The sequence below is a fragment of the Streptomyces sp. NBC_01264 genome, from assembly GCF_026340675.1.
Lineage (GTDB): Bacteria > Actinomycetota > Actinomycetes > Streptomycetales > Streptomycetaceae > Streptomyces.
Window position 1 is genome coordinate 3,498,727 of record NZ_JAPEOX010000001.1, and the last position, 23,855, is coordinate 3,522,581.

The following is a 23,855-nucleotide window of genomic DNA, read 5'->3' on the forward strand; positions in this document are numbered from 1 at the left end:
TCCCGTACCCCGCCAGGGGGCCATTCACGAGCGGGCGGGGGGATAAGTCAATGCACGGACCCGGCAGCAACTGATGTCCCATCAGGAGATGGCAGGGTGGCTCCCGGTGCGGCCGCCCTGAAGGTCCGCCGGTAGGCCGTCGGGCTCACGCCGAGCGCCGCCTGGACGTGCTTGCGCAGGGACTGCGCTGTCCCGAAGCCCGCCTCCCGGGCCACGTGTTCCATGGGCAGATCGGTCTGCTCCAGCAGGGCCCGGGCCCGCTCCACCCGCTGCCCGACGATCCATTCGCCCGGGCTGAGCCCCGATTCCTCGCGGAACCTGCGCGTGAAGGTCCGTACCGACATGGCCTCCTGCCGGGCCAGGTCGGTCAGCCGCAGCGGTTCGTGCAGCCGGTCCAGTACCCAGGCGCGGGCCGCGGTGGTGGCCGACCGCTGCGGCTGCGGCACCGGGCGCTCGATGAACTGGGCCTGCCCGCCCTCGCGGTGCGGCGGTACGACGGTGCGCCGGGCCACGTCGTTGGCGACGGCAGCGCCGTGGTCGCGGCGCACGATGTGCAGGCACAGGTCGATCCCGGCGGCGACTCCGGCGGAGGTGAGCACGTCCCCGTCATCGGTGTAGAGCACGCCCGGGTCGACCAGGACGGCCGGGAAGGTCCGCTGGAAGTGCTCGGCGGAGGACCAGTGGGTGGTGGCCCGGCGGCCGTCCAGGTACCCGGCGGCGGCCAGGACGTAGCCGCCGGTGCAGATGGAGACGAGCCTGGTGCCCGGCCTGATGTGGGCGAGGGCCGCCGCCAGTTCGGGGGTGAGCCGGCCCTCGTCGTGGACGGGGCCCAGCTCGTAGGAGGCGGGGACCACCACCGTGTCGGCCGTGGCCAGTAGTTCGGGGCCGTGCTCGACGTGGACGTCGAAGTCGGCGTCCGTGGGGACCCGGCCGGGGGCGAGCCCGCAGGTGACGATCTCGTACAGCGGCCGCCCGGCGGCATCCTTCGCCCGCCCGAAGATCCGGTGCGGGATCCCGAGCTCGAAGGGCAGCAGCCCGGCGAGGGCGAGTACGACGACACGGTGGACGCGGGGGACACGGTGCGCGCGGGGCTCCATGGCCCGATCATATCGAAGGGTGTCGGTCAGGCCACTGTCGTAGGGGTCCCCGGCGGCCGGAAACTGTCGACGTGACGCAGACAGACCCGGGCCCCGGCCCCTCCCCCGCACCGACGCCCGCCTCCGGCCAGGCCGCCGACCCCGGCGTCCCCGGCGCCCCCGCCGACGCATCGCCGCGGGGGCCGCACCGCGTCCACCGCGCCTGGTTCGTGGCCGCCGTCGCCTTCGTGACGATCATCGGCGCCGCCGCCTTCGCCTCGCTCCCCGGTCTGCTCATCGAGCCGCTGCACGAGGAGTTCGACTGGTCGCGGGGCACGATCGGCCTCGCCGTCTCCGTGAACCTCGCGCTGTACGGGCTCACCGCGCCCTTCGCCGCCGCCCTGATGGACCGCTTCGGCATCCGCCGGGTCGTCGCCCTCGCACTGACCGTCATAGCCGGCGGCTCGGTGGCCACGGTGTGGATGACCGCCTCCTGGCAACTGGTCCTCTACTGGGGCGTCCTGGTCGGCCTGGGCAGCGGCTCGATGGCCCTGGCCTTCGCCGCGACGGTGACCAGCCGCTGGTTCACCGCCCGGCGCGGCCTGGTCACCGGCATCCTGACCGCCGCCGGGGCCTCCGGCCAGCTGGTCTTCCTGCCGCTACTGGCCTGGCTGGTCGAGAACCACGGCTGGCGCCCGGCGGCCGTCACCGTCTCGCTCGCGGCCCTGGCCGTGGTGCCCTTCGTCTGGCTGCTGTTGCGCGACCACCCGGCGGACATCGGGACCACGCCGTACGGGGGCCCGTACACGCCCAAGCCCGCCCCCGTTCCCGGCGCCGCCCGCCGGGCCCTGGGCGTCCTGGCCAAGGCGGCCCGGACCGGCCCCTTCTGGCTGCTGGCGGGCACCTTCGCGATCTGCGGGGCCTCGACCAACGGGCTGGTGAAGACCCACTTCGTCCCGTCGGCCCACGACCACGGCATGCCAGTGACGGCGGCGGCCGGGCTGCTCGCCGTGATCGGCGTGTTCGACGTGATCGGCACGGTCTTCTCCGGCTGGCTGACGGACCGCTTCGAATCGCGCCGCCTCCTCGCCGTCTACTACGCCCTGCGCGGGATCTCCCTGCTCTTCCTCCCGATGCTGCTGGCCCCGACCGTGCACCCGCCGATGGTGTTCTTCATCGTCTTCTACGGCCTGGACTGGGTCGCGACCGTCCCGCCGACGATCGCGCTGTGCCGCGAGCACTACGGGGACGACGGAGCCATCGTCTTCGGCTGGGTCCTGGCCTCGCACCAGATCGGTGCCGCGCTGGTGGCCTTCCTGGGCGGCCTGGCCCGGGACGCCTTCGGCTCGTACGACCCCGTCTGGTACGCCTCGGGCGCCCTGTGCGCGATGGCCGCCCTGATGGCGATGGTCATCCGCCGCCGGAGCCCTGCCGGGGCCGTCGCGGGCTGAGGGGCCGTCCTGCGACCATGCGCCTGTGGACGACAGGGGTGGGGCAGCCGCGGCGGAGGAGCTCGTACGGGCGTCGGGGACCGGGGACGAGGCGGCCGTGTCGCGGCTGCTGGGCCGGGGCGTCCCCGCGGACACGCGCGACGCCGAAGGGCGTACGGGCCTGGACCTCGCGGTACGCGGCGGCCGGGACGGCGTGGTGCGCCTGCTGCTCGCGGCCGGCGCGGACCCCGAGCAGACCACGGGCCCGTACGACGAGGAACTGCCCCTGGTGCAGGCGGCCACCGGGGGCCGCACCGGCATCGTGAGGCAGTTGCTCGCCGCAGGCGCCGACCCCGACCGCGCCAACCGGCTGCGCGCCACCGCTCTGGGCCGCGCGGGGGCCGAGGGCCACACGGGAACGGCCAGGGTCCTGCTGGAGCACGGAGCGGATCCGCACTTCCGCTGGAAAGCGCTGACCCCCGCCGAGTGGGCGACCCGCTTCGGTCACACCGAAACGGCGGACCTGCTGCGGATCTGAGCCGGGGCGGGGCCCAGGCTCCGGCCTAGGCTCCGGCCGCAGTCGTCGACTTCAGGGTGCCGTCCGGGCCTGCCAGGAGGACCGGGGTGTCCGGGCCGCCGAGGTCGCGGACCGCCGCGCGGTCGGCGTCGGAGGGGGTCTCGGCGGCGCTGACGACGGCCGCCGCCTCCAGGGACTGGGCGCCGCTGGCCACGGCCATCGCGACGGCCGTCTGGAGCGCGCTCAGCTTCAGGGAGTCCAGTGCCACGGTTCCGGCGACGTACGTACGGCCGGTCTCGTCCCGGACCGCCGCCCCCTCGGGCACGCCGTTGCGGGCCCGGGCGCTGCGCGCCAACGTGATGATCTTGGTGTCTTCGGGGTCGATCCCGGTGCTGTCGGTCATAGCCCGAAGCATATGGAGCGCGTCCGCGGGGCCGCACGACGACCCCGCGGACGCGCTCTCCCCTCCACCCCTGGTGTCCCCCCGGGATCTTGGTGGCGCAGGGATAAAACTTAGCGCTGCGTAAGCGCGGGCACGGCCCCGAAGGTCCCTTGATCGATGACCTTGGACCCCTCCCCGATTCCGCCGCCCGGAGCGCAGGACGCCCCCTACGGCCGGTCGAGCCGCAGCCGCTCCGCCCTCGGCAGGCCCGCGACCACCAGGTCGTACGAGTCCTCGACCAGCTCCCGTACGAGCGCGTCGGGCAGTGCCCCCGGCCCGCCCGCGGTCACGGTGTTCCAGTGCCGCTTGTTCATGTGCCAGCCCGGCACGATCGCCTCGTGCTCCGCACGCAGCGCCACCGCCCGCTCCGGTTCGCACTTGAGGTTGACCTTCAGCGGGTCGCCGTCCAGCGCGCTCAGCGCGAACACCTTCCCCAGCACCTTGAACACCGAGGTCTCCGGGGTGAAGGGGAACTCCTCCACCGCCGCGTTGAACCCCAGGCAGAAAGCGCGCAGCTCCGCAGGCGTCACTCGGTCACTCCGTTTCGCCGTCCTGGCCGTCCGCCGGGGTCACCGGCTCCACCAGCACGGTCACGATCTTGTTCCGTCGTCCCGCCGGGGACTCCGCCGTCAGCCGCAGCGGCCGCCCGTCGGGCAGGTCCACCATCGCCGAGGCGCCGGCGATCGGGACCCGGCCCAGCGCCTTGGCGAGCAGTCCGCCGACCGTCTCGACGTCCTCGTCGTCGAAGGAGTCCACCTTGAACAGTTCACCGAGATCGGTGATGTCCAGCCGCGCGGTGACCCGGTAGCGGTCCCCGCCCAGCTCCTCCACGGGCGGGAGTTCCCGGTCGTACTCGTCGGTGATCTCGCCGACGATCTCCTCCAGGATGTCCTCGATGGTGACGATGCCGGCGGTGCCTCCGTACTCGTCGATGACCACCGCCACGTGATTGCGCACCGACTGCATCTCGCGCAGCAGGTCACCCGCGTTCTTGGTGTCCGGCACGAACACCGCCGGCCTTATCGCCGTGGAGACGAGTTCGCTCTCCGTGTCCCGGCTGATGTGCGTCTTGCGGACCAGGTCCTTCAGGTACACGATGCCGACGATGTCGTCCTCGTTCTCCCCGGTCACCGGGATCCGCGAGAAGCCGGACCGCAGCGCGAGCGTGGTCGCCTGACGGACCGTCTTGTACCGCTCGATGCAGACCAGATCGGTGCGCGGCACCATGACCTCGCGCACGAGGGTGTCGCCCAGCTCGAAGACCTGGTGCACCATGCGGCGCTCGTCGTCCTCGATCAGCGATTCCTTCTCCGCGAGGTCCACCATCGCGCGCAGCTCCGCCTCGGAGGCGAAGGGCCCCTTGCGGAAGCCCTTTCCGGGCGTGAGCGCGTTGCCGAGGAGGATCAGCAGCTGAGGGACCGGCCCCATGATCCGGGCGAGCGGTACGAGGACGTACGAGGCCGCCGTCGCCGTGTTCAGCGGGTGCTGCCGGCCGATGGTGCGCGGGGAGACCCCGACCGCCACGTAGGACACGAGCACCATCACGCCGATGGCCACGAGCAGCGCGGTCCAGTTCTCCCCGAACTCGTCGAGGCAGACGTACGTGACGAGCACGCCCGCCGCCATCTCGCAGGTGACCCGGACCAGCAGCGCGACATTGACGTAGCGGGTGGGGTCGCCGGCGACCTGCGCCAGCTTCGCGCTGCCGCGCCGGCCCTCCCGTACGGCCTGCTCGGCGCGGAAGGCCGAGATCCGGGCGATTCCGGACTCGGCGCACGCGGCGAACCAGGCCACCACCACCAGCACCACGGCGCCGGCGATGAGCTGCGGATCGCCGGTCACGAGACGGTCGGGGCCGGGGACGGGCCGGTCACGCCGTTCTCGCCGCGCCATCCGTCGACGATGGCCGCCTGGAGGCCGAACATCTCGGCCTTCTCGTCCGGCTCCTCGTGGTCGTACCCGAGCAGGTGCAGCACCCCGTGGACCGTCAGGAGCTGGAGCTCCTCGTCCATGGAGTGCTGCGTCGGCGCGTCCTCGCCCTGCTTCTTGGCGACCTCGGGGCAGAGCACGATGTCACCGAGGAGCCCCTGCGGGGGCTCCTCCTCGTCCTTCTTCGGCGGACGCAGCTCGTCCATCGGGAAGGACATGACGTCGGTGGGTCCGGGCAGGTCCATCCACTGGATGTGGAGCTGCTCCATCGCGTCCTCGTCCACGACGATGACGGAGAGCTCCGAGAGCGGGTGGATCCGCATCCGGGCGAGTGCGTAGCGGGCGATGTCGAGGATCGCCCGCTCGTCGACCTCGGTTCCGGACTCGTTGTTGACGTCGATCGACATGGTGCGCTGGTTTCTACTTCCGCTGGAAGCCGTTCCGCGACTGCTTCGCGTCCTGGCTGTCGTCGTACTTCTCGTACGCGTCGACGATACGGCCGACCAGCTTGTGCCGGACGACATCCTCGGACGTGAGCCGCGAGAAGGCGATGTCCGGAACGCCTTCGAGGATGTCCTGCACCTGCCGCAGACCGCTCTTGGCGCCACCCGGCAGGTCGACCTGGGTCACGTCGCCGGTGACGACGATCTTCGAGTCGAACCCGAGCCGGGTCAGGAACATCTTCATCTGCTCGGGAGTGGTGTTCTGCGCCTCGTCGAGGACGACGAAGGCCTCGTTGAGCGTCCGGCCGCGCATGTAGGCCAGGGGCGCCACCTCGATGGTCCCCGCCGCCATCAGCCGCGGGATCGAGTCCGGGTCGATCATGTCGTGCAGGGCGTCGTAGAGCGGCCGCAGGTACGGGTCGATCTTGTCGAAGAGCGTGCCGGGGAGGAATCCCAGCCGCTCTCCGGCCTCGACGGCGGGGCGGGTCAAAATGATCCGGCTGACCTGCTTGGACTGCAGGGCCTGGACCGCCTTGGCCATGGCGAGGTAGGTCTTGCCGGTACCGGCGGGGCCGATGCCGAAGACGATCGTGTGCTTGTCGATCGCGTCGACGTACCGCTTCTGGTTGAGCGTCTTGGGACGGATGGTCCGGCCGCGGCTGGAGAGGATGTTCTGGGTGAGCACCTCGGCGGGGGTCTCGTCCGGGCCACCGCCGTTGCCGCTCGACTTGAGCATGGCGATCGAGCGTTCCACTGCGTCCTCCGTCATCGGCTGCCCGGTGCGGAGCACCAGCATCATCTCATCGAACAGGCGCTGGATCAGCACGACTTCCGCCGCCGAGCCGACCGCACTGACCTGATTGCCCCGAACATGGATGTCAGCCCTCGGGAAGGCCTTCTCGATCACGCGCAGCAGGGCGTCGCCCGAGCCGAGGACGGACACCATCGGATGGGTGGCCGGTACGGAGAAGTGGGCTCGCGCCTGCCCCGGCGCGGGGGTCTTGGCTGTCGGTGTCTGAGTCATGGGCCGGCACTGTGGCCTGCGCATACCTCCCACTGAGGGGCCGCGCCGATCGACGGCCACCGGACTTCCAAGCCTACGTCGCCACTCGGCCATCCCCGAGGGGTTTTACGGGGTCGCGTACGGGGACCCGCCCGGGGCGGGCCGCGAGCCCGGCGGATCCGGGGCCGTCGCGGTCCGTTCCCCGGCGGGCGCGGGCCCGGCCCGGGCGCGCGTCACAGGGCGGCGGGGCTCATTCTGACTGGTGTCCCCCTGTCCATACCGGCCCTACCGGCCCGAATCAGCCCCTCCGGCGTTTGAGGAGCGGGGGTCCGGGGGCCGGCCCCCGGGAACGGCGCCGCACCCGACCGACCCGCCGGGGCCGGACCGCCCAGGTCGGGGGCGAGGGCGCCCGGGGCGCGGACCTCAGGGGCCGGGGGCCTCCGGGGCAGGGGCCCCGGGCCTCCAGAGGCGCGGGCCTCCGGGGCCGGGGGCCTATGGGGTCGGGCCCCGGGCCTCCGGGGGCGGGGGCGCGGCCCCGCATGCCCCGTTCCCCCGGCCGGCCAGGCCTACGCCGAGTGGCGGAAGCCGATCGTCGGGACCGCCCGGCGCCGGCTCGCCGGCTCCGCCGCCCGCGGGACGAGGTCGTCCAGGAAGCCGTACCGCCCCCGCAGGGCCTCCGGGGCGGTGCGCCACCAATGGGCCACCTCCGTCCAGCCGGGGGCCGACAGGGAGCCGCCGAACTCCTGCACCGACAGCGCGGCCGTCAGACCCGCGAAGGCGAGCCGGTCGGCGAGGGGCCACTCGGCGAGGGTGCCGGTGAGGAACCCCGCCACGTACACGTCACCCGCCCCGGTCGGATCCAGCGCGTCGACCGCGATCGCGGGGACCTCGGCCGTCTCCCCGGTCCGCCCGTCCACCGCGTACGAGCCCTCGGAGCCCATCGTCACCACCGCGATCGGCACCTTCTCGGCCAGCGCCCGGGCCGCCGCGCGCGGGCAGTCGGTGCGCGTATAGGCCATCGCCTCCCCCGCGTTGGGCAGGAAGGCCTCGCAGTGCTCCAGGTCGGCCAGCGCCGCCAGGTCCCACCGCCCGCTGTCGTCCCAGCCGACGTCGGCGAAGACCCGGGCCCCGCGCCGGGCCGCTTCGGCGACCCAGGCCTCGCCACCGCCCGGGCCGAGCGAGGCCACGGCCGCGCGGGCGCGGGGCGGGCACTGGGGGAACGGGCCGGGGCCCGCCGGGGGCGGGGCCTCGTGGCCGTGGGAGACCATCGTGCGCTCGCCCTCGTACGCCATCGAGACGGTGACGGGGCTGTGCCAGCCGGGCACGGTCCGCGACATCGACAGGTCGATGCCCTCGCCCTGTTCGAGCGCGTCCCAGCAGTACTCCCCGTAGTGGTCGTCCCCGAAGGCGGCGGCCAGGGAGGTGCGCAGGCCGAGGCGGGCGAGGGCGGTGGCCATGTTGGCGACGCCGCCGGGGCTGGAACCCATGCCGCGCGCCCAGGACTCCGTGCCGCGCACGGGGGCCGATTCGAGGCCGGTGAAGATGATGTCGAGGAAGACCGTGCCGGTCAGGAAGACGTCGCAGCCGGGTTCATGGGGGTCGCGCAGCGGACCGAGCGGGTCCACGGCGGAGTCGAGGCTGTCCCGGCTGCTGCGACTGGTCACGTTGTACTCCCCGTTCGGTTCGGCGCGCGTTCTGATCTTGGCGGGTCGTTTCTTCAATGGACGTCTCTTCAACGGGCTTCCCCATGGAACTTCCTGAGGGGACTTCCCAAGGGATTCAACCCACGCCCGCCGTCAGGCCCTCCCTCCCGGGCGGGCCCGGAATACAGTGTGACGCAGATCACCGCCTGAACGCCCTTCTCGGAGGATCGGGCCGCTTGATAGATATGAGCCCCGCGGTCTTGCGGTATCTCATGCTCCACCTGCACCACATGGAACAATCGTGCCCGACCGCACCCCCGCGCCGCCCGCCGCCTGGCCGCTCGTCGCGCTCTTCACCTCCGGTTACGTCGCCCCGTACCTGCTGCCGACCGTCGTCGGCCGACTCGACGCGCACCTCCCGCTGAGCCCCGCGCAGGCCGGGCTGATCGGCTCGGTCCTGCTGCTCGGCTCGGCCGCCGCCGGATTCACCCTCGCCTCCCGCATCCCGCGCCTCGGGCCGCGCCCGCTGGCGCGGCTCGGGCTGCTGCTCGCCGTTCTCGGGTACGGCACGGCCGCCGCCACCGCGCAGCTCCCCCTCGTCGTCGCGGGCGCCGTCCTCGGCGGCTTCGGCTCGGGCACGGCCACCGCCGTGGCCGCCTCCGGGATCGCCGCGCAGCGCGACCCGCACCGGACCTCCGCGCTGGGGCTGCTGTCGGTGTCGGCGACGGCCGGGGCCCTGTACCTGACCCTGCCCCGGCTCGGCGGCGGGCACGGACTGCCGTTCGCGGCGATCGCCCTGGTCGCGCTGGCGTGTTGGCCGGCGACGGGCCGCCTGCCCGGGGCCGACCGCACGGACCCCACGGGCCGTCCCGAGGACACCGACCCGGCCGTACGGGCCTCCGGGCGGCTCCCGTACCCGCGCGCCGGGGTGGTGCTCGCCGGGGCCCTGATGCTCTGGTCGCTGGCCCAGAACGCCCTGTGGGGCGTCAGCGGCCGCATCGGCGCGCAGCAGGCGGGCCTGTCCGAGGTCACCCTCGGGATCGTCTTCGCGGCCGCGCTCGGCGCCGGGCTGCTCGGGGTCACGGCCGCCTCCCTGCTCGGGTCCCGGCTCGGTCGGGCGGTCCCGGTGGGCGTGGGCACGGTGGTCATCGCCTGCTGCGTGGTGCTCGCCTCGCACGCGCGGGACCTGGGCTCCTTCGCGGCCGGGGAGATCCTGTGGAACGCGGTGTACCCCGTCGCGCTCTCCTACGCCATCGGCCTCGCCGCCGCCCTCGACCCGCGCGGGCGCTGGGCCGTCCTGGTCGGTTCCGCGTCCTCGCTCGGCGTGGCCTGCGGGCCCGTCACCGGGAGCCTGCTCGCCGAGGCCGCCGGGTTCCCCGGCATGGGCCTGGCCCTCGGGATCCTGCTGCTGGCGGTGGCCGGGCCGATGGCCGGGGTCGCCCTGCACGTCGGTGGCCGCCCGCTGACCCCCGGCTCGGTGCGGCGGCGCGGCGGGGCTCCGGCGGCGGTGCTCGCCGCCGGAGCCGGGACGCCGGCCGGTTCGGTGCCGCGCGTCGGGGCGCAGGAGCTGGAGGTCGTGGAACTCCCGCAACTCCGCGCCCGCCCACTGCGCCTGCCTCCGCTCCGGGTCCTGCTCCCCTCCCCGACGGCGACCCGCCGCGGCCGCGACAGGGCACGACGCCGGGTCGGGGCCGACGTGTAGGCACCGCCTCCCGGCCCCACACCCGCGCCCCGCATGGGCAGGCTCCGAAAGCGCCGGCGAGCACTACGCCTGGGCCGATCCCACACGGCTCCGGCGGCCGATCCGGCGTGGCCCCCGGGTCGTTCTCTTCCTGCCCCGCGGGAACGCCCCGCGCGGGCCGCGGCGCCAACGGCCTGCGCCCCGTGCCCACATGTCCCGCACGGGCAAGCCGTCGTGCCGGTCGGTCGCCCCTGCGCGTACGCACGCGGTCGTGCCGGGAGCGGGCATCGGAACCGGCTCCGTCCGAGGGTTACCGGTCCGCCGCGCCCGTTCCCCCGCCCGACCCGGGGTCGTCCCGGGAGCCGTCCGCCTCTCCAGCTCCGGAGGGCCACTCCTGCGCACCCGTGCCCGCGCCCGGGGGAAGGGCGGATCCGTCGGCCGCGGTGCCGTCGGCGGCAGGGTCCTCGTACACCTCGACGGCGGCGTCGGCCCCGGCGTGGTCGTCGGCCGGGGAGAACTCGGCCCCTGCTTCCGCCCCCTCCGCGTCCTCGGACGGGGCGTCGTCCGGCGCGGCATCGGCGGGGCCCTGCGCTCCGTCGCGCTCCCCGTCCCGGAGCCCCTTGAAGCCGGCTTCCGTCATCGTGGCCCCGAACCCCGTGCCCCCGAAGGCAGCCGAGGCAGCCTCAACGGAGGCCTTCACCGATTCGGCGTCCGCTCCCGGCCCTCCCGGCCCTCCCGGCCCCCCTCCCGGTCCCCACGACGCGCCCCTCGCCCCACCCGCTCCGGATGTCCCGGTCATGTCTCCCCCTCGCCGTGCGTCGATTCGCCGTGCGGGCCCCACGGGCCGCGGCACCCCAAGCATCCGCACGGCGAGGTGCGGACACAAGGAGTCGGCGGGAGGCGGCGATCGGCCTACCCGGCCCGCCTCGGCACGGGTACCCGTACGAGATCCGCGGCGATCGTCAACTCCCCCTCGAAGCCGGCCGCCCGGGCCTGCCGTTCGAACTCCGACGGATCGGTGTAGCGCTGCGAGAAGTGCGTCAGCACGAGGTGCCGCACGCCCCCGTCCCGCGCCACCCGCGCCGCCTGCCCCGCGGTGAGGTGCCCGTGGTCGGTGGCCAGTTGGACGTCCTCGTCGAGGAAGGTCGACTCGATGACCAGCATGTCGCAGCCCGCCGCGAGCTCCTCGACGCCTTCGCAGAGCCGGGTGTCCATGACGAAGGCGAACCGCTGTCCGGCCCGCGCCTCACTGACCTCGTCGAGGGTGACTCCGCCGATGGAGCCCTCCCGCTGGATCCGGCCCACGTCCGGCCCCTTGATGCCGTGGAGCGCGAGCAGTTCGGGCAGCATCCGGCGCCCGTCGGGCTCGGTGAGCCGGTAGCCGAAGGACTCCACCGGGTGCGAGAGCCGTACCGCGTCCAGGGTGTACGCGTCCCCGCGCGCCAGGATCCCGTCCTCGGCGACGGGTTCCTCCGCGAGCTGCACGGTCTCGCGGTAGGCCGTGGCGTACCGCAGCCGGTCGAAGAACTTCTGTCCGGAGGCCGGGTAGTGGGCGGTGACGGGGTGCGGGACCCGGTCGAGGTTGATCCGCTGGATGACCCCGGCGAGACCGAGGCTGTGGTCACCGTGGAAGTGGGTGACGCAGATCCGGTTGATGTCGTGCGCGGCCACCCCGGCGCGGAGCATCTGGCGCTGGGTTCCCTCGCCGGGATCGAAGAGGATGCCCTCGCCGTCCCAGCGCAGCAGGTAGCCGTTGTGGTTGCGGTGGCGGGTGGGCACCTGGCTGGCGGTGCCCAGCACCACGAATTCTCGTGACGACACGGTTTATCCCGGGGGCCATTCGAAGCCACGGCCGCCGAGGACGTGGGCGTGGGCGTGGAAGACGACCTGGCCGGCGCCGGCGCCGGTGTTGAAGACGAGCCGGTAGCCGCGTTCGGCGAGCCCCTCGTCTACCGCGACGCGGCCGGCCTCGGCCAGGACCTCGGCGGCGGTCCCGGGCTCCGCGGCCGCGAGGGAGGCGGCGTCCGGGTAGTGCGCCTTCGGGATGACGAGGACGTGGGTGGGCGCCTGCGGGTTGATGTCGCGGAAGGCGACGGTCGTGTCCGTCTCCCGGACGACCGTCGCGGGAATGTTCCCGGCGACGATCTTGCAGAACAGGCAGTCGGCCTGCGGTTCCCCGGCCATGTGCTGAGCCCTTCGTGACGGGTGATCGGTTCCGGCATCGTATCCACCGCCACCCCGCCGGACCCGTCAGGGCCGGGCGCCCTTCAGCACCGGCGGCCCGTCACGACTACCGGCCCGTCACGGCCACCGCCCCGTCGTCCCGCCGTCCCGTCAGGACCAGCGCCCCGTCAGGACCAGCGCCCCGTCCGCGCCAGCAGGACCGCCGCCGCAGCCGTGCCCGCCGTGGAGGTGCGCAGCACCGAGGGGCCCAGCCGGTACGGGTGCGCCCCGGCCGCGGCGAAGGCGGCCAGTTCGTCCGGGGAGACCCCGCCCTCGGGTCCGACGACCAGGACGATGGAGCCGGCGGCCGGCAGTTCCGCGATGGCCAGCGCGCCCGAGGGTGCGTCCCGGTCCTCGTGCAGGACCACCGCGAGGGCGGCCTCCGCGAGCAGCGCCGCCACCTGCTTGGTGGACAGTGCCTCCGCGACCTCGGGGAAGCGGACCCGGCGGGACTGCTTGCCCGACTCCCGGGCGGTGGCCCGCCACTTCGCGAGGGATTTGGCTCCCCGGTCGCCGCGCCACTGGGTGATGCAGCGCGAGGCCTGCCAGGGCACGATCGCGTCGACGCCGGTCTCCGTCATGGTCTCGACGGCGACCTCGCCCCGGTCGCCCTTGGGCAGCGCCTGGACGACGGTGATCCGTACGGCCGGCTCCGGCTCCTCGAAGGCCCCGGACACGGAGACGACGAGGCGGTCCTTGCCCTCGGCGGCCGTCACGACGGCCTCGGCCCAGCCTCCCCGGCCGTCGGTCAGCACGAGGGCCTCGCCGGGCCCCAGCCGCTTCACGGAGACCGCGTGGCGGCCTTCGGAACCGTCCAGGACGAACTCCGGTCCCGCGGGAACCTTTTCGACCACGAACACCGGGGCGGTCATGACGCACTCCTCATCTGCATTGCCTTCAACGCGTTCTGCGCCGCGCCGAGTTCCGCCGCGAGCACCTCCACCAGCTCCCCGGCCGGCAGGGCCCGCGCCAGCCGGTGCCCCTGGCCCGCCCACAGGGCCATGCCCTGCGGGTCCCCGGCCGCCGCGGCGGCCTTGCGCAGCGGCGCGGTCAGGTGGTGGACCTGCGGGTACGCGGCCGGGGCGTACGGGCCGTGCTCGCGCATGAACCGGTTGACCAGTCCGCGGGCCGGCCGTCCCGAGAAGGCCCGGGTCAGCTCCGTCCGGACGAACAGCGGGTCGGTCAGGGCCTTCTTGTGCAGGGGGTGCGCGCCGGACTCCGGGCAGGCCAGGAAGGCCGTGCCGAGCTGCGCGGCCTCCGCGCCCGCGGCGAGCAGCGCGGCGATCTGCGAGCCGCGCATCAGGCCGCCCGCCGCGATGATCGGGAGGGCCACGGCCTCGCGCACCTGCGCGACGAGCGCGAGCAGGCCGACTCCGGCGGTTCCGTCGCCCTGCGGGTCGTCGCGGTGGGTGCCCTGGTGGCCGCCCGCCTCCACCCCCTGGACGCAGACGGCGTCGGCGCCGGCCGCCTGGGCGGCGCGGGCCTCCTCGACGGAGGTGACGGTGGCGATCGTGTACGTACCGACCTTGCGCAGGCAGGTGAAGGCCGCGGGCGAGGGCAGGCCGAAGGTGAAGGAGACGACGGGTACCGGGTCTTCGATGAGAATGGCCAGTTTGGCGTCGTAGCCGTCGTCGATGGTGCCGATGATGTCCTCGTCGGCGAGGGAGATCTCGTACCAGGAGGCCTCGCTGGCGAGGTGCCCGCGGTAGGCCTCCAGGGCGGCCGGGTCCGCGTGGGAGGCCTGCGGCAGGAAGAGGTTGACGCCGAAGGGGCGGCGGGTGAGCGCCCGCAGCCGCTTGATCTCCTGGTACATGCCGTCGGCGGTCTTGTAGCCGCCGGCGAGGAAGCCCAGTGCCCCCGCTTCGCACACGGCGGCCGCGAGCGGCGGGCAGGACGCGCCGCCCGCCATGGGCGCCTGCACGATCGGGTACGCGAAGAGACCGTTCGGTGCGGAGGACATGAGCTGCATCGTGCCATGTCCCGCTCACGGGACCGAATCACGGCATTCGCCTGGCATAGTCCCGTTCCCCGGGGTGCCCGAATACCGCCGCCGCCCTGCCGCCCCGCATGCCGCGAGCCCGGTCCGGGGCATCCCCGGACCGGGCTCGCAGGTGTTCTCGTACGCTGCTCAGCGCCCGTCGAAGGCGTCGCTCAGCGCCCGTTGAAGGCGTCCTTCAGACGGCTGAACAGGCCTTGCTGACCCGGCGCGAACTGGCCCATCGGCCGCTCCTCGCCCCGCAGCTTGGCCAGCTGGCGCAGCAGGTCCTCCTGCGCCGGGTCCAGCTTGCCCGGGGTGGTGACCTCGACGTGCACGATCAGGTCGCCGCGCCCGCCACCGCGCAGGTGGGTGACGCCGCGCCCGTGCAGCGGGATCGCCTGCCCGGACCCGGTGCCGGGCCGGATGTCGATCTCCTCCAGGCCGTCCAGCGTCTCCAGCGGGCACTTGGTGCCCAGGGCCGCCGCGGTCATCGGGATGGTGACCGTGCAGTGCAGGTCGTCCCCGCGCCGCTGGAAGGTCGGGTGCGGCAGCTCGTGGATCTCCACGTACAGGTCACCGGCGGGGCCGCCGCCGGGGCCGACCTCGCCCTCGCCCGCGAGCTGGATCCGGGTGCCGTTCTCGACGCCGGCCGGGATCTTGACGGTGAGGCTGCGGCGGGAGCGGACCCGGCCGTCGCCCGCGCACTCGGGACACGGGGTCGGGACCACGGTGCCGAAGCCCTGGCACTGCGGGCAGGGGCGCGAGGTCATGACCTGGCCCAGGAAGGACCGGGTGACCTGCGAGACCTCACCGCGGCCGCGGCACATGTCGCAGGTCTGCGCCGAGGTGCCGGGGGCGGCGCCTTCACCGGAGCAGGTGGTGCAGACGACGGCCGTGTCGACCTGGATGTCCTTGGTCGTGCCGAAGGCCGCCTCGTCCAGTTCCAGGTCGAGGCGGATCATGGCGTCCTGGCCGCGGCGGGTCCGCGAGCGCGGTCCGCGCTGCGAGGACTGACCGAAGAAGGCGTCCATGATGTCGGAGAAGTTGCCGAAGCCACCCGCTCCGAAGCCGCCGGCCCCGCCGCCGCCCGCGGAGGACAGGGGGTCGCCGCCGAGGTCGAAGACCTGCTTCTTCTGCGGGTCCGAGAGGACCTCGTAGGCGGCGTTGATCTCCTTGAAACGCTCTTGCGTCTTGGGATCGGGGTTCACATCCGGGTGCAGCTCGCGTGCGAGCCGCCGGAATGCCTTCTTGATCTCGTCCTGCGATGCGTCGCGGCGCACGCCGAGAACGGCGTAGTAGTCCGTGGCCACTTACGACTCCGCCAGGATCTGTCCGACGTAACGTGCCACTGCGCGTACCGCTCCCATCGTTCCGGGGTAGTCCATGCGGGTCGGTCCGACCACGCCGAGTTTGGCGACTGCTTCGCCGCCCGAACCGTAGCCGACCGAGACGACGGACGTGGAGTTCAGTCCCTCGTAGGCGTTCTCATGCCCGATCTTTACGGCCATTCCCGACTCATTGGCCTCGCCCAGCAGCTTGAGGAGCACGACCTGCTCCTCCAGCGCTTCGAGCACCGGCCTGATCGTCAGGGGAAAATCGTGTCCGAAGCGGGTGAGGTTGGCGGTGCCGCCGATCATCAGCCGCTCCTCCGCCTCCTCGACCAGCGTTTCGAGAAGGGTGTCGAGGACGGCCTTCACCGTCACCCGGTCCTCGTTCTCGAAGGACTCCGGAAGGTCCTTCACCAGCGGCGGCACGTCGGTGAACCGGCGGCCGACGACACGGCTGTTGAGGCGGGCCCGCAGGTCCGCGAGCGAGGTGTCCGCGAAGGGGGTCTGGCAGTCGACGAGCCGCTGCTCGACCCGGCCGGTGTCCGTGATGAGGACGAGCATCAGGCGGGCCGGGGCCAGCGAGAGCAGTTCCACGTGCCGGACGGTGGACCGGGTGAGCGAGGGGTACTGGACGACGGCGACCTGCCGGGTCAGCTGCGCGAGCAGCCGCACGGTACGGCCGACGACGTCGTCGAGGTCGACGGCCCCGTCGAGGAAGTTCTGGATGGCCCGGCGCTCGGGCGTCGAGAGCGGTTTGACCCCCGCCAGCCTGTCGACGAAGAGGCGGTAGCCCTTGTCGGTGGGGATCCGGCCGGCGCTGGTGTGGGGCTGGGCGATGTAGCCCTCGTCCTCCAGCACGGCCATGTCGTTGCGCACGGTGGCGGGCGAGACGCCGAGCCGGTGCCGCTCGGTGAGCGCCTTGGAGCCGACCGGCTCCTCCGTCCCGACGTAGTCCTGGACGATGGCGCGCAGCACTTCGAGTCTGCGATCGCTGAGCATCGCGCGCACACCTCCATCGTTTCCGTCGTTCGTGGCTTCGGCAGGCTCCTGCCTGCTGGCACTCCGGGCGTTCGAGTGCCAGAGATCCCCCGGCCAGTGTACGGCGGGGTGGTACACCCCTAGCAAGGGCGGCCCGCCAAGGTAGCGTCGCGGCATGGACGTGCGTTGGGAAGAGGCGGGCTGGGAACGACTCACCGAACGGGCCGGCCGAAAGCGCCTGCCGGTGTGGGATTGCACCGTGGGACTGGTGGTGGGCGAGGATTCGGCCCTCCTGATCGACCCCGGGTCCTCCCTGCGGGAAGGCGCGCTGGTGTGGGCCGAGGCGGAGCGGCTGGCGGGGCGCCGCGTGACCCATCTCGCATTCACACACGGACATTTCGACCACGTTCTGGGCGGGGCGGCGTTCGCGGGGGCGGAGGTGTACGGCCCGGTCGGGCTGGACGCCCTGCTCTCCGTGAGCCGGGACGAGCTGCGGGCCGACGCGGTCCGGCACGGCCTGGCCGAGGCCGAGGCGGCCGAGGCGGCGGACCTGCTGGTGATCCCCCGGCACCTGGTGTCGGGCGAGTGGACGCTCGACCTGGGCGGGGTGCAGGTGCTGCTGGCGAACGTGGGCCCGGGGCACACCCGGCACGATCTGGCCGCCTTCGTGCCCGGCGCGCGCGAGGTGGTCTTCTGCGGCGACCTCGTCGAGGAGTCGGGCGAGCCGCAGGCCGGCCCGGACGCGACGCCCCGGCAGTGGCCGGCGGCCCTGGACCGCCTCCTCACCCTGGGCGGGGACGACGCTCTGTACGTGCCGGGTCACGGAGCGGTGGTCGACGCGGCCTTCGTACGTGCCCAACGCGACACACTGGCCGCCCGCTTCGGCGTGTCGGGCCGCTGAACCGGCCCGCTCTCCTACCCTCGGCCGGATGCGCGAGTACTCCCCCGACCTGACCCCGCAGTGGAAGCGCTCCAAGCCCGTCCCCGAGGTACCGGCCGATCCGGACCTGGTGGTCGAGGTGGCGGGTACGGACTTCTGCGGCGCGGTGGTCGCCTGCGAGGCGGGCACGGTCACCCTGGAGGACCGCTTCGGCAAGCGCCGCGTCTTCCCCCTCGAACCCCGCGGCTTCCTCCTGGACGGCGCGGTGGTGACCCTGACCCGCCCGCCCCGGGGGCCGTCCGCCCCGGCCCGTACGGCCTCGGGCTCCCTCGCCGTGCCCGGGGCCCGTGCGCGGGTGGCCCGGGCGGGCCGGATCTACGTGGAGGGCCGCCACGACGCCGAACTGGTCGAACGGGTCTGGGGCGACGACCTGCGGATCGAGGGCGTCGTGGTGGAGTACCTGGAGGGCATCGACGACCTCCCTGCCGTCGTCGCCGACTTCGCCCCCGCGGCCGACGCCCGGCTGGGCATCCTGGTGGACCACCTGGTCCCGGGCTCCAAGGAGTCCCGCATCGCCGCCGCGGTGACCTCCCCGCACGTCCTGATCGTGGGCCACCCGTACGTGGACGTCTGGCAGGCGGTGAAACCCTCGGCCCTGGGCATCCCCTCCTGGCCGGTGATCCCGCCCGGCCAGGACTGGAAGACGGGCATCTGCCGCGCCCTGGGCTGGCCGGAGAACACCGGAGCCGCCTGGCAGCACATCCTGTCCCGCGTGACCTCGTACAAGGACCTGGAGCCGACCCTCCTGGGAGCGGTGGAGCACCTGATCGACCACGTGACGGCGTAGCCCCGCAGGGCCAGGCCCCCGGAGGGGGTCAGTCGACCAGGTCCCGGACCACCGCGTCGGCCAGGAGCCGCCCACGGAGGGTCAGGACGGCCCGCCCGGCCGCGTACGGGCCCGCCTCGAGGAGACCGTCCGCCAGGGCCCGCCCGGCCGCGGCAAGGCCCGCAGGGACCAGCAGGGACAGCGGCACCCCGTCCACGAGCCGGAGCTCCAGCAGGATCCGCTCCACCCGCCGGTCCTCCTCCGAGAGGAGCTCCCGCCCGGCCCCGGGCGACCGCCCCTCCGCCAGCGCAGCCGCGTACGCGCCGGGATGCTTCACGTTCCACCACCGCACCCCGCCCACGTGCGAGTGCGCCCCGGGCCCGGCCCCCCACCAGTCGGCCCCGCGCCAGTACAGCTCGTTGTGGAGGCACCGCCCGGCCTCGGAGGTGGCCCAGTTCGAGACCTCGTACCAGGAGTACCCCGCCTCGGCCATCACCGAGTCGAGGATCAGGTACCGGTCCGCGTGGACGTCGTCGTCCGTCATCGGGACCTCGCCCCGCCGGATCCGCCGCGCCAGCTGGGTGCCCTCCTCCACGATCAGCGCATAGGCGCTGATGTGATCGGGCCCGGCCCCCAGCGCCGCCGACAGCGACGCCCGCCAGTCCTCGTCCGATTCCCCCGGCGTCCCGTAGATCAGGTCCAGGTTCACGTGCTCGAAGCCCGCCGCCCGCGCCTCCGCGACGCAGGCCTCCGGCCGCCCGGGGGTGTGCGTACGGTCCAGGACCTTCAGGACGTGCTGCTTCGCGCTCTGCATGCCGAAGGAGATCCGGTTGAAGCCGCCCGCGCGCAGCTCCGCCAGGTACTCCGGGTTCACCGACTCCGGATTGGCCTCGGTGGTGACCTCGGCGTCCTCGGCCAGCCCGAATTCCTCGCGGATCGCCGCGAGCATCCGTACGAGGTCGCCGGCGGGCAGCAGCGTGGGCGTGCCGCCGCCCACGAACACGGTCCGTACGGCCCGGGGGTCGTCCCCCAGGACCTTCCGCGCCAGCCTGACCTCGTCGATCAGGGTGTCGGCGTAGTTCTCCCGGGAGGCGAGCACACCGCCGGTGCCCCGCAGCTCGGTGGCCGTGTAGGTGTTGAAGTCGCAGTACCCGCAGCGCGTGGCGCAGTACGGAACGTGCAGGTAGAACCCGAGCGGCCGCTCGCCTGCTCCCGCGAGGGCGTGGAGCGGCAGCGAGCCGTCTTCGGGCATGGGTTGACCGTCGGGCAGTGCGGAAGGCATGGGCCCATTGTCCCGCACTGCCCCAAGGTCGTTTACGGTCCTGCGCGGTGCCCGGTGCTACTTCTCGCGGGAGCCCTCGTACATCTCGTCGATGAGGTGCTTGAACTCGCGCTCGACGACCGGCCGCTTCAGCTTGAGGCTCGGGGTGAGGTCCCCGTGCTCCACGTCGAGGTCGCGCGGCAGGAGGCGGAACTTCTTGACCGTCTGCCAGCGCTGCAGGCCCTCGTTGAGGGTCTGGACGTAGGTCTCGATGAGCCGGTTCGTCTCGGGCGCGGCCAGGACCTGGGAGTACGTCTTGCCCTCCAGGCCGCTCTCGGCGGCCCAGACCAGGATGGAGGGCTCGTCGAGGGCGATGAGGGCGGAGCAGAAGTTCCGGTCGGCGCCGTGGACGACGATGCTGGAGACGTAGGGGCAGAGCGCCTTGAACTGTCCCTCGATCTCCGCCGGGGCGACGTACTTGCCGCCCGAGGTCTTGATCAGGTCCTTCTTGCGGTCGGTGATGCGCAGGTAGCCGTCCGCGGAGAGCTCGCCGATGTCGCCCGTGTGCAGCCAGCCGTCGGCCTCCAGCACCTCGGCGGTCTTCTCGGGCTGCCCGTGGTAGCCCTGCATGATCCCGGGGCCGCGCAGCAGCACCTCGCCGTCGTCGGCGATGCGGACCTCAGTGCCGGGGAGCGGCTTGCCGACGGTGCCGGTGCGGTAGGCCTCGCCCGGGTTGACGAAGGAGGCGGCGCTGGACTCGGTGAGCCCATAGCCCTCCAGGATGTGGATGCCCGCTCCGGAGAAGAAGTAGCCGATCTCGGGAGCGAGGGCGGAGGCGCCGGAGACGGCGGCGCGCAGGTTGCCGCCGAAGGCCTCGCGGAGCTTGGAGAAGACGAGCTTGTCGGCGACCTTGTGCTTGGCGGCGAGGCCCATCGGGGCGCTCGCCCGGCCGGTGCGGCGGAAGTTGTCCTGGGTGACCTTGGCGTACTCGCGGGCCACGCCGACGGACCACTGGAAGATCTTGTACTTGGCGCCGCCGCCGGCCCTGGCCTTGGCCGCGACCCCGTTGTAGACCTTCTCGAAGATGCGCGGGACGGCCGCCATGTAGGTCGGCTGGACGATCGGCAGGTTCTCGATGATCTTGTCGATGCGGCCGTCGACGGCGGTGACGTGACCCACCTCGATCTGGCCGGAGGTCAGCACCTTGCCGAAGACGTGCGCGAGCGGCAGCCAGAGGTACTGGACGTCGTCCTTGGTGATCAGGCCGGTGGCCACGGTGGCCTTGGCCATGTACGACCAGTTGTCGTGCGGCAGCCGCACGCCCTTGGGCCGGCCCGTGGTGCCCGAGGTGTAGATGAGGGTGGCGAGCTGGTCGGCGGTGATGGCCGCGATCCGCTCCTTGACCACCTCGGGGTGCTTGGCCAGGTACTCGCGGCCGCGCGCCTCCAGGTCCGCCAGCGAGAGCACCCAGCCCTCGGGGTCGCCGTCGGCCGGGACCGCGTCGGCGGCCTCGACGACCACCACGTGCGCCAGCTCGGGCAGGTCGGCGCGGCGCTCACGGGCCTTGGCCAGCTGCGCACCGTCCTCGGCGATCAGGATCCGGCTCTCGGAGTCGGAGAGGATGAACGCCGATTCCTCGGCGTTCGTGCTCGGGTAGATGGTGGTCACGGCGCCGCCGGCGCACATCACGCCGAGGTCCGCGAGGATCCACTCGACCCGGGTGTTGGAGGCCAGCGCGACGCGCTGCTCCGGCTGGATCCCGAGCTCGACGAGTCCGGCCGCGATGGCGAAAACCCGCTCGGCGGCCTGTCCCCAGCTGAGGGACTTCCAGTCGTCCGGGCCGCCCTTGCCATCCGCGGCGGGGACCGGGTAGCGGTAGGCCTCGGTGTTCGGCGTGGCGGCGACACGCTCCAGGAAGAGGGTCGCCACGGTGGGCGGGCGGTTCTCGATCAAGGTCTGTGTGTCGCTCACGGACATCCTCCGGACCACGCGGCAGGGCATGTACAGGGCTTGTAACTGGCGAGTAACCATCGAGCAGTGATCAGACTAGGGGCCCTCCGCCTGGCGCGTAAGGGCCCCTGGGCCGCCGATTCATAACGAAGCGGACGCCCGCGACCGGCCCGCGACCGCGCATTCCGGTCCGCGGCCGGATGCGGGACCGGATGTGAAGAGGCCCCCGCGCCGGAGCGCGGGGGCCTGCTTCACATCTGCTTCGTATCCAATGACGTCGCCGATGACGTCTGTGATGACGTCGCGGCTACTTCTTCTTGCCGCCGGACTCGTCGCTGGACAGGACGGCGATGAAGGCCTCCTGGGGGACCTCCACGGAGCCGACCATCTTCATGCGCTTCTTGCCTTCCTTCTGCTTCTCCAGCAGCTTCCGCTTACGGGAGATGTCACCGCCGTAGCACTTGGCGAGGACGTCCTTGCGGATGGCGCGGATGGTCTCGCGGGCGATGACGCGGGAGCCGACGGCCGCCTGGATCGGGATCTCGAAGGCCTGCCGCGGGATGAGTTCGCGCAGCTTGGCGACCAGTCGCACGCCGTAGGCGTAGGCGGCGTCCTTGTGGCAGACCGCGGAGAAGGCGTCGACCTTGTCGCCGTGCAGCAGGATGTCGACCTTGACCAGGCTGCCGGCCTGCTCGCCGGTGGGCTCGTAGTCGAGGGAGGCGTAACCGCGCGTCTTGGACTTCAGCTGGTCGAAGAAGTCGAAGACGATCTCCGCGAGCGGGAGCGTGTAGCGGATCTCGACCCGGTCCTCGGAGAGGTAGTCCATCCCGAGGAGGGTGCCGCGGCGCTGCTGGCAGAGCTCCATGATCGCGCCGATGAACTCGGAGGGCGCGAGCAGGGTGGCCCGTACGACCGGCTCGAACACGTCCCTGATCTTGCCCTCGGGGAACTCGCTCGGGTTGGTGACGGTGACCTCCTTGCCGTCCTCCAGGACGACGCGGTAGACCACGTTCGGCGCGGTGGCGATGAGGTCGAGGCCGAACTCGCGCTCCAGGCGCTCGCGGACCACGTCCAGGTGCAGCAGGCCGAGGAAGCCGACGCGGAAGCCGAAGCCCAGCGCCGCCGAGGTCTCCGGCTCGTAGACCAGCGCGGCGTCGTTGAGCTGGAGCTTGTCCAGGGCCTCGCGCAGGTCCGGGTAGTCCGAACCGTCGAGCGGGTACAGGCCCGAGAAGACCATCGGGCGCGGGTCCTTGTAGCCGCCGAGGGCCTCGGTCGCGCCGTTGTTCAGGCTGGTGATGGTGTCACCGACCTTGGACTGACGGACGTCCTTCACGCCGGTGATGATGTAGCCCACCTCGCCGACGCCGATGCCGTCGGCCGGGGTCATCTCCGGGGAGGAGACACCGATCTCCAGGAGCTCGTGGGTGGCTCCGGTCGACATCATCCGGATGCGCTCGCGCTTGTTGAGCTGGCCGTCGACCACACGCACGTACGTCACGACGCCGCGGTACGAGTCGTAGACGGAGTCGAAGATCATCGCGCGGGCCGGGGCGTCCTTGGGACCGACCGGGGCCGGGACCGTGGCGACGATCTTGTCGAGCAGCACGTCCACGCCGAGACCGGTCTTCGCCGAGACGCGCAGGACGTCCTCGGGCTGGCAGCCGACCAGGTTCGCGAGCTCCTCGGCGAACTTCTCCGGCTGGGCGGCCGGCAGGTCGATCTTGTTCAGGACCGGGACGATCGCCAGGTCCTTCTCCATCGCGAGGTACAGGTTGGCGAGGGTCTGCGCCTCGATGCCCTGGGCCGCGTCCACCAGGAGGACCGTGCCCTCGCACGCCGCCAGGGAGCGCGAGACCTCGTAGGTGAAGTCGACGTGCCCAGGGGTGTCGATCATGTTGAGGACGTGGGTCCTGCCCTGGTCCTCGCCCGTGTTCGGCGCCCAGGGCAGCCGGACGGCCTGGGACTTGATCGTGATGCCGCGCTCACGCTCGATGTCCATGCGGTCGAGGTACTGGGCGCGCATCTGCCGCGAGTCCACCACACCGGTGAGCTGGAGCATCCGGTCGGCAAGCGTCGACTTGCCGTGGTCGATGTGCGCGATGATGCAGAAGTTGCGGATCAGCGCCGGGTCGGTACGGCTCGGCTCGGGCACGTGGCTGGGGATCGCGGGCACGCAGTGTCCTGATTCTCGGGTCGCAGTCGGAACGAAGTGTGGGCGTCGGTCTGCGCGAAACCAGATCTGGTCGGGTCTAGGCCATCTCTTTCGG

The 23,855-nt window shown here is 72.7% G+C and carries 22 protein-coding genes; 5 read left to right on the plus strand and 17 right to left on the minus strand.

Annotated features, from left to right (window positions below; translation table 11 throughout):
- Positions 1-47: 47 nt before the first annotated feature.
- Complete coding sequence (locus tag OG435_RS16215; RefSeq protein ID WP_266877559.1) at positions 48-1,097, minus strand: GlxA family transcriptional regulator; 1,050 nt, start codon at positions 1,095-1,097, stop codon at positions 48-50.
- 71 nt (positions 1,098-1,168) lie between these two features.
- Here OG435_RS16215 and OG435_RS16220 point away from each other — a divergent pair, with 71 nt between their 5' ends.
- Both OG435_RS16220 and OG435_RS16225 read left to right on the plus strand, forming a co-directional pair.
- Positions 1,169-2,527, plus strand: a complete 1,359-nt coding sequence (locus OG435_RS16220) for an MFS transporter (RefSeq protein ID WP_266877560.1) — start codon at positions 1,169-1,171, stop codon at positions 2,525-2,527.
- 25 nt (positions 2,528-2,552) lie between these two features.
- Complete coding sequence (locus OG435_RS16225) at positions 2,553-3,044, plus strand: ankyrin repeat domain-containing protein (RefSeq protein WP_266877561.1); 492 nt, start codon at positions 2,553-2,555, stop codon at positions 3,042-3,044.
- Positions 3,045-3,069: 25 nt separating this feature from the next.
- Here OG435_RS16225 and OG435_RS16230 read toward each other — a convergent pair whose 3' ends face one another.
- From OG435_RS16230 to OG435_RS16255, 6 genes are all read right to left on the minus strand, one after another.
- A complete protein-coding gene (locus tag OG435_RS16230) occupies positions 3,070-3,426 on the minus strand; it encodes a cytidine deaminase (protein ID WP_266877562.1) in 357 nt (118 codons plus the stop codon).
- A 206-nt stretch (positions 3,427-3,632) separates the two neighbouring features.
- Entirely contained in the window at positions 3,633-3,995 is a 363-nt protein-coding gene (locus OG435_RS16235) for an MmcQ/YjbR family DNA-binding protein (RefSeq protein ID WP_266877563.1), read from the minus strand.
- 4 nt (positions 3,996-3,999) lie between these two features.
- Positions 4,000-5,307, minus strand: a complete 1,308-nt coding sequence (locus OG435_RS16240; protein ID WP_266881783.1) for a hemolysin family protein — start codon at positions 5,305-5,307, stop codon at positions 4,000-4,002.
- A complete protein-coding gene (ybeY, locus tag OG435_RS16245) occupies positions 5,304-5,801 on the minus strand; it encodes an rRNA maturation RNase YbeY (protein ID WP_266877564.1) in 498 nt (165 codons plus the stop codon). The genes OG435_RS16240 and ybeY overlap by 4 nt, the downstream gene beginning before the upstream one ends.
- A gap of 13 nt (positions 5,802-5,814) precedes the next feature.
- Positions 5,815-6,861: a PhoH family protein gene (locus tag OG435_RS16250; protein ID WP_266877565.1), complete on the minus strand. Its 1,047-nt coding sequence runs from the start codon at positions 6,859-6,861 to the stop codon at positions 5,815-5,817.
- 545 nt (positions 6,862-7,406) lie between these two features.
- Positions 7,407-8,504: a carbohydrate kinase family protein gene (locus OG435_RS16255; RefSeq protein ID WP_266877566.1), complete on the minus strand. Its 1,098-nt coding sequence runs from the start codon at positions 8,502-8,504 to the stop codon at positions 7,407-7,409.
- A gap of 280 nt (positions 8,505-8,784) precedes the next feature.
- On the opposite strand from OG435_RS16255, the gene OG435_RS16260 reads away from it, so the two are divergent.
- Positions 8,785-10,185: an MFS transporter gene (locus OG435_RS16260; RefSeq protein WP_266877567.1), complete on the plus strand. Its 1,401-nt coding sequence runs from the start codon at positions 8,785-8,787 to the stop codon at positions 10,183-10,185.
- A gap of 289 nt (positions 10,186-10,474) precedes the next feature.
- On the opposite strand, the gene OG435_RS16265 is transcribed toward OG435_RS16260, so the two are convergent.
- From OG435_RS16265 to hrcA, 7 genes are all read right to left on the minus strand, one after another.
- Positions 10,475-10,804, minus strand: coding sequence for a hypothetical protein (locus tag OG435_RS16265; protein WP_266877568.1), 330 nt, complete (start codon positions 10,802-10,804; stop codon positions 10,475-10,477).
- A gap of 272 nt (positions 10,805-11,076) precedes the next feature.
- Positions 11,077-11,985 (minus strand): ribonuclease Z, encoded by a 909-nt coding sequence (locus OG435_RS16270; RefSeq protein WP_266877569.1) that lies wholly within the window; start codon positions 11,983-11,985, stop codon positions 11,077-11,079.
- Positions 11,986-11,988: 3 nt separating this feature from the next.
- On the minus strand, positions 11,989-12,348 hold the full coding sequence (locus OG435_RS16275; protein WP_266877570.1) for a histidine triad nucleotide-binding protein: 360 nt from the start codon (positions 12,346-12,348) through the stop codon (positions 11,989-11,991).
- 167 nt (positions 12,349-12,515) lie between these two features.
- Entirely contained in the window at positions 12,516-13,259 is a 744-nt protein-coding gene (locus tag OG435_RS16280) for a 16S rRNA (uracil(1498)-N(3))-methyltransferase (RefSeq protein WP_266877571.1), read from the minus strand.
- A complete protein-coding gene (locus tag OG435_RS16285) occupies positions 13,256-14,347 on the minus strand; it encodes a nitronate monooxygenase (protein WP_266877572.1) in 1,092 nt (363 codons plus the stop codon). The genes OG435_RS16280 and OG435_RS16285 overlap by 4 nt, the downstream gene beginning before the upstream one ends.
- A gap of 191 nt (positions 14,348-14,538) precedes the next feature.
- A complete protein-coding gene (dnaJ, locus tag OG435_RS16290) occupies positions 14,539-15,675 on the minus strand; it encodes a molecular chaperone DnaJ (RefSeq protein ID WP_266877573.1) in 1,137 nt (378 codons plus the stop codon).
- Positions 15,676-16,692: a heat-inducible transcriptional repressor HrcA gene (gene hrcA / locus OG435_RS16295; RefSeq protein ID WP_266877574.1), complete on the minus strand. Its 1,017-nt coding sequence runs from the start codon at positions 16,690-16,692 to the stop codon at positions 15,676-15,678. It abuts the gene before it with no gap.
- Between the two features lie 154 nt (positions 16,693-16,846).
- Here hrcA and OG435_RS16300 point away from each other — a divergent pair, with 154 nt between their 5' ends.
- Together OG435_RS16300 and OG435_RS16305 are read left to right on the plus strand one after the other, a co-directional pair.
- Complete coding sequence (locus OG435_RS16300; protein WP_266877575.1) at positions 16,847-17,572, plus strand: MBL fold metallo-hydrolase; 726 nt, start codon at positions 16,847-16,849, stop codon at positions 17,570-17,572.
- A gap of 28 nt (positions 17,573-17,600) precedes the next feature.
- Positions 17,601-18,398, plus strand: a complete 798-nt coding sequence (locus OG435_RS16305; protein WP_266877576.1) for a DUF3097 domain-containing protein — start codon at positions 17,601-17,603, stop codon at positions 18,396-18,398.
- A 28-nt stretch (positions 18,399-18,426) separates the two neighbouring features.
- On the opposite strand, the gene hemW is transcribed toward OG435_RS16305, so the two are convergent.
- The 3 genes from hemW to lepA all read right to left on the minus strand — a co-directional run bounded on the left by hemW (position 18,427) and on the right by lepA (position 23,761).
- A complete protein-coding gene (gene hemW, locus OG435_RS16310) occupies positions 18,427-19,659 on the minus strand; it encodes a radical SAM family heme chaperone HemW (protein ID WP_266877577.1) in 1,233 nt (410 codons plus the stop codon).
- A gap of 57 nt (positions 19,660-19,716) precedes the next feature.
- Entirely contained in the window at positions 19,717-21,609 is a 1,893-nt protein-coding gene (locus OG435_RS16315; RefSeq protein ID WP_266877578.1) for an AMP-dependent synthetase/ligase, read from the minus strand.
- A 286-nt stretch (positions 21,610-21,895) separates the two neighbouring features.
- Positions 21,896-23,761, minus strand: a complete 1,866-nt coding sequence (gene lepA, locus OG435_RS16320; protein WP_266877579.1) for a translation elongation factor 4 — start codon at positions 23,759-23,761, stop codon at positions 21,896-21,898.
- Positions 23,762-23,855: the final 94 nt, after the last annotated feature.

Excerpts from the sequence above, each read along its gene's own strand:
- OG435_RS16215 (WP_266877559.1), bottom strand. The coding sequence starts at position 1,097 with ATGGAGCCCCGCGCGCACCGTGTCCCCCGCGTCCACCGTGTCGTCGTA.
- OG435_RS16230 (WP_266877562.1), bottom strand. The coding sequence starts at position 3,426 with ATGACCGACAGCACCGGGATCGACCCCGAAGACACCAAGATCATCACG.
- ybeY (WP_266877564.1), bottom strand. The coding sequence starts at position 5,801 with ATGTCGATCGACGTCAACAACGAGTCCGGAACCGAGGTCGACGAGCGG.
- OG435_RS16250 (WP_266877565.1), bottom strand. The coding sequence starts at position 6,861 with ATGACTCAGACACCGACAGCCAAGACCCCCGCGCCGGGGCAGGCGCGA.
- OG435_RS16265 (WP_266877568.1), bottom strand. The coding sequence starts at position 10,804 with ATGACGGAAGCCGGCTTCAAGGGGCTCCGGGACGGGGAGCGCGACGGA.
- OG435_RS16275 (WP_266877570.1), bottom strand. The coding sequence starts at position 12,348 with ATGGCCGGGGAACCGCAGGCCGACTGCCTGTTCTGCAAGATCGTCGCC.
- OG435_RS16280 (WP_266877571.1), bottom strand. The coding sequence starts at position 13,259 with ATGACCGCCCCGGTGTTCGTGGTCGAAAAGGTTCCCGCGGGACCGGAG.
- OG435_RS16285 (WP_266877572.1), bottom strand. The coding sequence starts at position 14,347 with ATGTCCTCCGCACCGAACGGTCTCTTCGCGTACCCGATCGTGCAGGCG.
- hrcA (WP_266877574.1), bottom strand. The coding sequence starts at position 16,692 with ATGCTCAGCGATCGCAGACTCGAAGTGCTGCGCGCCATCGTCCAGGAC.
- OG435_RS16300 (WP_266877575.1), top strand. The coding sequence starts at position 16,847 with ATGGACGTGCGTTGGGAAGAGGCGGGCTGGGAACGACTCACCGAACGG.
- OG435_RS16305 (WP_266877576.1), top strand. The coding sequence starts at position 17,601 with ATGCGCGAGTACTCCCCCGACCTGACCCCGCAGTGGAAGCGCTCCAAG.
- hemW (WP_266877577.1), bottom strand. The coding sequence starts at position 19,659 with ATGCCTTCCGCACTGCCCGACGGTCAACCCATGCCCGAAGACGGCTCG.